The sequence below is a fragment of the Lysinibacillus zambalensis genome, assembly GCF_040183165.1.
In the GTDB taxonomy this organism is placed as follows: Bacteria; Bacillota; Bacilli; order Bacillales_A; family Planococcaceae; genus Lysinibacillus; species Lysinibacillus zambalensis.
In genome coordinates, this window is sequence record NZ_JBEGDG010000040.1 from 21,295 (window position 1) to 28,009 (window position 6,715).

At 37.3% G+C, this 6,715-nt stretch carries 7 protein-coding genes and 1 riboswitch; of the genes, 6 read left to right on the forward strand and 1 reads right to left on the reverse strand.

Features of this window, described 5'->3' with window-relative positions; translation table 11 throughout:
* The first annotated feature begins 201 nt into the window (after positions 1 to 201).
* From ABNX05_RS25455 to ABNX05_RS25470, 4 genes are all read left to right on the forward strand, one after another.
* Positions 202 to 636: a MarR family winged helix-turn-helix transcriptional regulator gene (locus tag ABNX05_RS25455; protein WP_079563624.1), complete on the forward strand. Its 435-nt coding sequence runs from the start codon at positions 202 to 204 to the stop codon at positions 634 to 636.
* A 51-nt stretch (positions 637 to 687) separates the two neighbouring features.
* Positions 688 to 1,665 carry a ring-cleaving dioxygenase gene (locus tag ABNX05_RS25460; protein ID WP_349662238.1) on the forward strand — a complete coding sequence of 326 codons (978 nt, stop codon included), beginning with the start codon at positions 688 to 690 and terminating at the stop codon, positions 1,663 to 1,665.
* Positions 1,666 to 1,759: 94 nt separating this feature from the next.
* Entirely contained in the window at positions 1,760 to 2,377 is a 618-nt protein-coding gene (locus tag ABNX05_RS25465; protein ID WP_349662239.1) for a nitroreductase family protein, read from the forward strand.
* Positions 2,378 to 2,440: 63 nt separating this feature from the next.
* Positions 2,441 to 2,983 (forward strand): NADPH-dependent FMN reductase, encoded by a 543-nt coding sequence (locus ABNX05_RS25470; protein WP_349662240.1) that lies wholly within the window; start codon positions 2,441 to 2,443, stop codon positions 2,981 to 2,983.
* Positions 2,984 to 3,136: 153 nt separating this feature from the next.
* Here the strand turns inward: ABNX05_RS25470 and ABNX05_RS25475 are convergent, their stop codons facing one another.
* Positions 3,137 to 3,733, reverse strand: a complete 597-nt coding sequence (locus ABNX05_RS25475) for a biotin transporter BioY (RefSeq protein ID WP_349662241.1) — start codon at positions 3,731 to 3,733, stop codon at positions 3,137 to 3,139.
* A gap of 166 nt (positions 3,734 to 3,899) precedes the next feature.
* A riboswitch (cobalamin riboswitch) is annotated at positions 3,900 to 4,091 on the forward strand.
* A 260-nt stretch (positions 4,092 to 4,351) separates the two neighbouring features.
* On the opposite strand from ABNX05_RS25475, the gene ABNX05_RS25480 reads away from it, so the two are divergent.
* The gene (locus tag ABNX05_RS25480; RefSeq protein ID WP_349662242.1) at positions 4,352 to 5,398 is read left to right on the forward strand and encodes a FecCD family ABC transporter permease; all 1,047 of its coding nucleotides are present in this window, start codon (positions 4,352 to 4,354) and stop codon (positions 5,396 to 5,398) included.
* A gap of 6 nt (positions 5,399 to 5,404) precedes the next feature.
* Entirely contained in the window at positions 5,405 to 6,190 is a 786-nt protein-coding gene (locus ABNX05_RS25485; protein ID WP_349662243.1) for a heme ABC transporter ATP-binding protein, read from the forward strand.
* The last annotated feature ends 525 nt before the right edge of the window (positions 6,191 to 6,715 follow it).

Below are 6,715 nucleotides of genomic sequence, written 5' to 3' on the forward strand. Positions count from 1 at the left end.
GTGCAAGTGTTTTCTGTACCGAAAGCGAAGCGACAGGTGTAAGTGTTTTCTGTACCGAAAGTGAAACGGCAGTTACAAATATGACGAGGTATAATTGATGATTACAGAAAAACAAAAGGATTGCCGTTAATTATTTTATATGTTATTATTATCTCGAATTAAAGATAAATGAATTCGAAGTAAATGAGAAGAGGGAGTCGTATGAAGGAAAACAATCGTAATTTAAAAGCTTTTACGGTCTTGTTCCGGGCGTATCAAACGATTCAGGATGCAACAAAGAGAGATTTACTTCAATACGATTTAAATCAAACCGAATTTTCAGTACTTGAGTTTTTATATCACCATGGTGAGCAACCAATTCAAGTAATTGGAAAGAAAATTTTAATTGCAAGCAGTAGTATTACGTATGTTATTGATAAGCTCGAACAAAAAAGTTTTGTGTATCGACGTGCTTGCCCAAAGGATCGTCGTGTCACATATGTTTTATTAACATATGAAGGACAAACGTTGATGGAAGAAATATTTCCAAAGCATGAACAAAAAATTAATGAGATTTTTGAAGTATTAGATCAACAGGAGATGGACACAATGATCCTGTCTTTAAAAAAGGTTGGTTTAAACGCAGTTGAAAAATAAAAAAAATTTACGTATATATCTCGAAATCGAGATAAATAGGAGGAACATAAAATGAACCATTTAAAAGGAATTCACCACGTTACTGCTATTACAAGTAGTGCGGAAGAGAATTATAAATTCTTTACTTATGTATTAGGGATGCGATTAGTGAAAAAAACAGTAAATCAGGATGATATCCAAACATATCATTTATTCTTTGCGGATGATAAAGGTAGTGCTGGTACTGATATGACATTTTTTGATTTCCCAAACATCCCAAAAGGTGTGCATGGAACGAATGAAATTTCCAAAACTTCATTCCGCGTGCCTACAGATGCGGCATTGGACTATTGGGTAAAACGTTTTGATCGATTAAATGTTAAACATACAGGTATACAAGAGCAATTTGGCAAGAAAACTTTATCATTCGTAGATTTTGATGATCAGCAATATCAACTTATTTCTGATGAAAACAATACAGGTGTTGCATCAGGCACTCCATGGCAAGATGGACCGATTCCTCTAGAATACGCAATTACAGGCTTAGGTCCAGTTTTTGTAAGAGTTGCTAATTTAAAATATTTCAAAGAGGTGCTCGAAAAAGTGATGCTCTTTACAGAAATTGCAGAGGAAGGGGATTTCCATTTATTTGAGGTTGGTGAAGGCGGAAACGGTGCACAAATCATTGTAGAGTTTAACGCAGTTTTACCAGTAGCTCGTCAAGGCTTCGGTACAGTACATCATGCAGCATTCCGCGTAGAGGATCGCGCTGTATTAGATGAATGGACTGAACGATTTGAAAGCTTTGGCTTCCATACTTCGGGTTATGTAAACCGTCACTTCTTTGAATCCCTTTATGCACGAGTTGCACCACAAATTTTATTTGAGCTAGCTACTGATGGCCCAGGATTTATGGGGGACGAGCCTTATGAAACATTAGGTGAAAAATTATCGTTGCCACCGTTTTTAGAGCCAAAGCGTGCACAAATTGAAGAGCTTGTTCGTCCTATTGACACTGTAAGAAGTACGATTACGTTCGATAAAGAATAAGAGTAATACTTTTCATTCCATTCAGTAGAGAAACACAAGTCTCGCTGAATGGAAATTACATATTTTTAAAAGAAAATGATTGGAGGTCAATTGGATGGAATTTGCAAAGGTAATAGATAAGCGTCGTTCTGCGAATAATTTTATAGAGGGTATTAAGATGAGCGAAGAAGATATACGTCCTATTTTGGAGGATGTCAAACTTGCTCCATCTGCTTTTAATTTACAGCATGCTAATTACATCGTTGTCTTAGATGAAGAAAAAAAAGAAAAAGTAAGAGAAGCAGCATACGGGCAATATAAAGTGCACTCAGCCTCGGCGGTTATACTTGTTTTAGGAGATAAAGAAGCCTATAAAAATACTGCTAACCTTAGTCAAGGGATGGTAGACTTAGGCATTATTAATGCTTGTGAGTTAGAAAATCTTGTTGAAGAAAATACAAAATTTTATAATGAGCGCGGCGAGGAGTTTAAGAAAGAGGAGGCTATTCGTAACGCTTCACTTTCAGCTATGTTATTTATGTTGGCAGCCAAAAATCGTGGATGGGATACATGTCCAATGATCGGCTTTGATCAGCAACAAATGAGAGCCCTTTTTAATGTCCCGGAAACACAAGAAATTGCGCTAATGATTACAATTGGTAAGGAAAAAGAAAGTAGTCGCCGCTTGCGTGGTTATCGTAAACCAGTTGAGGAATTTGCAACCTATTATTAGGTCGGTATAAAATAAAAGTGCTTTACAAAAAATAAATTTAATGCACATTTAGGAGGAAATATTGTGAAAGTAGTAGCAATCGTAGGTAGTATCCGTAAAGAATCTTATAATCTGCAGTTAGCGAAATTTATTCAAAAGCGTTATGCGGAGAAATTGGATCTTGAAGTATTAAGCTTAAAAGACCTACCAATGTATAACCAAGATATCGAAAATGAAGCACCACAAACAGTATTAGATTTTAAAGCACAAGTAAAAGAGGCGGATGCCGTTCTTTGGCTGACTCCAGAATATAATGGTACAGTGCCAGGTGTTATGGTTAACGCCATCGATTGGTTATCTCGCGTTGATAAAGTAATGATTGGTAAGCCATCATTCATGATGGGTGCATCAATGGGTAACTTAGGTACTGTTAAAGCACAATTACACTTAAGAGATATTTTATTCTCACCTGGAGTAAATTCACCATTACTTAGTGGTAATGATGTTTATATTGGCGCAGTACACACTAAATTTGATGCTGAAGGCCATTTAACAGATGAGGGTACTATCAAATTCCTAGATGTAGTTATTGATAACTTCTTAAACTGGATGAAAACATACGTTTAACAATAGAATGTCCCATTAGTATGTAAAATACTGATGGGACATTTTTAGGTTTTATAATATTTTTTGGGTTTATAATAGAGGTTAAAGCCTCGACACTCTTTGCCTTATATATAAGTCGGAACGGAAATCAACCCACGTTTTGGTGATGAACCTTTATTTGATTGGAATTATTTTCAATACCTTTTGAAGACGGTATGCAAAAATACCCGCGAATATAGCTAAAATAATATCCTTTGGCAAAGGAGGCATCATCCAAAGCCATGCTATTTTATACGTGAAAGCATCAGGCGCACTAGCCCATAGCTTATAGGCAAAGTACATCCAATTTGTCCCTAATAAATAATTAATAGCAGTTGCAACTAATGCAGCAACTACATAACTTTTCTTCGTTCCAATGCGTTCTACAATAAGCCCTGCGACAAATGCTGCTAATATAAACGAGACAATGAAACCAAATGTAGGACTTAAAATTTGTCCAAAGCCTCCGCTGAATCGTGCAAATACAGGTGCTCCTGCTAAACCGATGCACATATAAACAGTACAAGCGAGTGCCCCTTTTCTACTACCGAGAATAAGTCCCGCTAAAATAGCAAAAAACGTTTGCAATGTGATCGGTACTCCGCCAACAACCATGAAAGGCACAATGGACGTAATATTAGCCCCTATCATCATTAATGTTGAAAAAAGTCCAATGTATGCAATATCTACTGTTCTTAATTTTTGATGTGTATGTTCCACAATGGTTGTCATTATTTCACCTCTAAAAAGTAATGTTGATAATAATAGTGTAAGAAAATAAAGTTTTTGTGTCAACTTTATTACGGTTTTAGGTTAACGTAAAGGTGTTTCTTAACTTGATAAATGATTGATAGTATAGACTAACTATTGAAATATATGATAGAATTGTCATAATTTTAAATCATTCGATACTAATGGTGTGACATCTTATACAATGTGTCACTTAAAAGGGAAATCGGTGCAAATCCGACGCTGTCCCGCAACTGTAACGAGGAGTTCTATGATGATTTAGCCACTGTTCTAGAATGGGAAGGCAATCATAGATACATTGATTCGAAGCCAGGAGACCTGCCATTTAGTTATTCCTGTAATGCCCACGAGGATGAAAGCGATTACGGACAATAGTAGAAGAAAATCTAACATTGTTTAATTTCTTTCAGCAGGTGTCCAAATACACGCTGAAAGACGCGATTATGCCAAGCATAATTGATTCTAGGGTATTTCCATGCGCATTTGCATGGAATACCCTTTTTTCTTTCATTTATCTTCGTACTGCAAATATTAGCAGAGTATCAGCTACAATTACGGCTAGATGAAATTAATGTTTAATGATTAGGAGTTAATAAAAAGATGAATAGAAAATTTATGGTACTTTCGATGACCCTTCTTCTACTACTTATTATTTCAATGACAATTGCAATTATGGTTGGATCGGTTTCCGTTACGCCACTTTATGTATGGAAGGTTATCCTTTCTAAAATCCCTATTATTCAAAGCTCAATCGAACAAGATTGGAGTCGCTCACAGGAAATTATCATTTGGCAAATAAGGGCTCCGCGTGTATTACTCGCTGCTATCGTCGGAGCAGGCTTGGCAATTGCAGGAGCAGCTATTCAGGCGCTCGTTCGTAATTCAATTGCAGAACCATATATTTTAGGGATTTCTTCTGGAGCGACAGTTGGTGCCACAGCTGTCATCATTTTAGGTGCCTTTTCATTTCTGGGCGTTTATGCTCTTTCCGTATCGGCTTTTTTAGGCTCTCTCACAGCAATGGGGTTAGTTTTCTTCTTATCGCATGTTGGCGGTAGAGTATCCGTCTTTCGACTTTTGCTTTCAGGGATGGCGGTGTCATTTATTTTATCTGCTATTTCAAATTTTATCTTAATGTTGTCGAAGCAAGAGGGGGGAATGAAGGCAGTCATGTTTTGGATGCTAGGAAGCCTAGCAGGGGCGAAATGGAGTATTCTTGTAATTCCTGCAGTCATTTTTATTGTAGTATTTGCCTTGTTATGGCTCAACTATCGCAGCTTAAATTTATTACTTCTTGGAGAAGAAGCCGCAGTTACATTAGGGGTTAACTTACAACAATTTCGAATACAGCTTATTTTATTAGTATCGTTATTAACGGGTGTGTTGGTTGCTGTAAGTGGCTCAATTGGATTTGTTGGTTTAATCATTCCACATATTGTACGGCTAATTGTAGGTTCAAATCATAAGTATGTCATACCGATTAGCGCATTATTAGGGGGGATATTCTTAGTTTGGGCAGATGCAATTGCTCGAATATTAATTGCCCCTGAGGAAATGCCGATAGGAATTATCACGGCTTTTTGCGGAGGTCCATTTTTCATTTGGCTGCTACGTCGTAACAATTATTCTTTCGGTGAAGGAGATTAAAAAAATATGACATTAGAAGCGAAACAAATATCATTCTCCATTTCTGATGAACGCATATTACATGAAGTAAATGTTCAAATAAAGGACAAGCAATTTGTTGGGTTGATCGGTCCTAATGGTAGTGGGAAGTCAACGCTATTAAAGAATTTGTACCGTTTATTAAAACCAGAAAGTGGAACAGTGTTATTAAATGAACAAGATATTCTAAAGCAATCGAGTAAAAACATAGCTAAAAATCTAGCAGTTGTGAGTCAAGAAACACCGGTCTTATTTGATTTTACAGTGCATGATTTAGTGAGTATGGGGAGAACACCCCATAAAAAACTATTGGAGTTTGATCAAGAGCAAGATTTTCAAATCGTAAAGGATGCACTGAAGCAAACGGGTATCGCTCATTTAGAGAAACGTAGCTATAGCTCTCTTTCGGGTGGCGAAAAAAAGCGTGTGATGGTTGCTCGTGCCCTTGCTCAGCAAGCACAAGTGCTTATTTTAGATGAGCCAACAAATCATCTAGATATTCAGCATCAATTGCAGCTTATGGATCTAATCCAAACCTTACAATTAACAGTTGTTGCTGCAATCCACGATTTGAACATTGCGGCTATGTATTGCGATCAAATTTATGTTTTACAGCAAGGTCGAATTGTTTGTTTTGGCACGCCAGAAGAAGTACTTACACCGACATTATTACAAGATGTATTTGGGGTTTATGCCGATATTCAAACACATCCACTGACAGGTAAGCCATATTTAACGTATATCCCAGAGCAATTCACGAAGGAAGTTAAATGATTGATACATATTGTTATGGAGAGATTTGAAAGTGAAAATGTATATAGAAAAGTGAAAGATTTGTTGTTGCTGTCGCACAGATAAACAATGCTGAGGTTTCTTTTTATCTCTAAAAATTGTGGTTGATCTTCGTTTCGACTGGGCGACTCATTGGGGATCAGCGATAGTGGAACGAAGGCTAAGAGCATCACATCCTGTGATAACGCCTTCTTGACCAACATCGTGCCGCTGTCGCTACGTTAGCACTAAGCTTTCGCACAAAAAACATCTGTTGACCCGACGCCCCCAGGAAGCTCTGCTCTGCGCGAAAGCGAAGCGTCAGCAACAAATGTTTTAACTGTGCGAAAGCGAAGCGTCAGCAACAAATGTTTTAACTGCGCGAAAGCGAAGCGTCAGCAACAAATGTTTTAACTGTGCGAAAGCGAAGCGTCAGCAACAAATGTTTTAACTGCGCGAAAGCGAAGCGTCAGCAACAAATGTTTTAACTGTGCGAAAGCGAAGCGTCAGCAACAAATGTTTTAACTG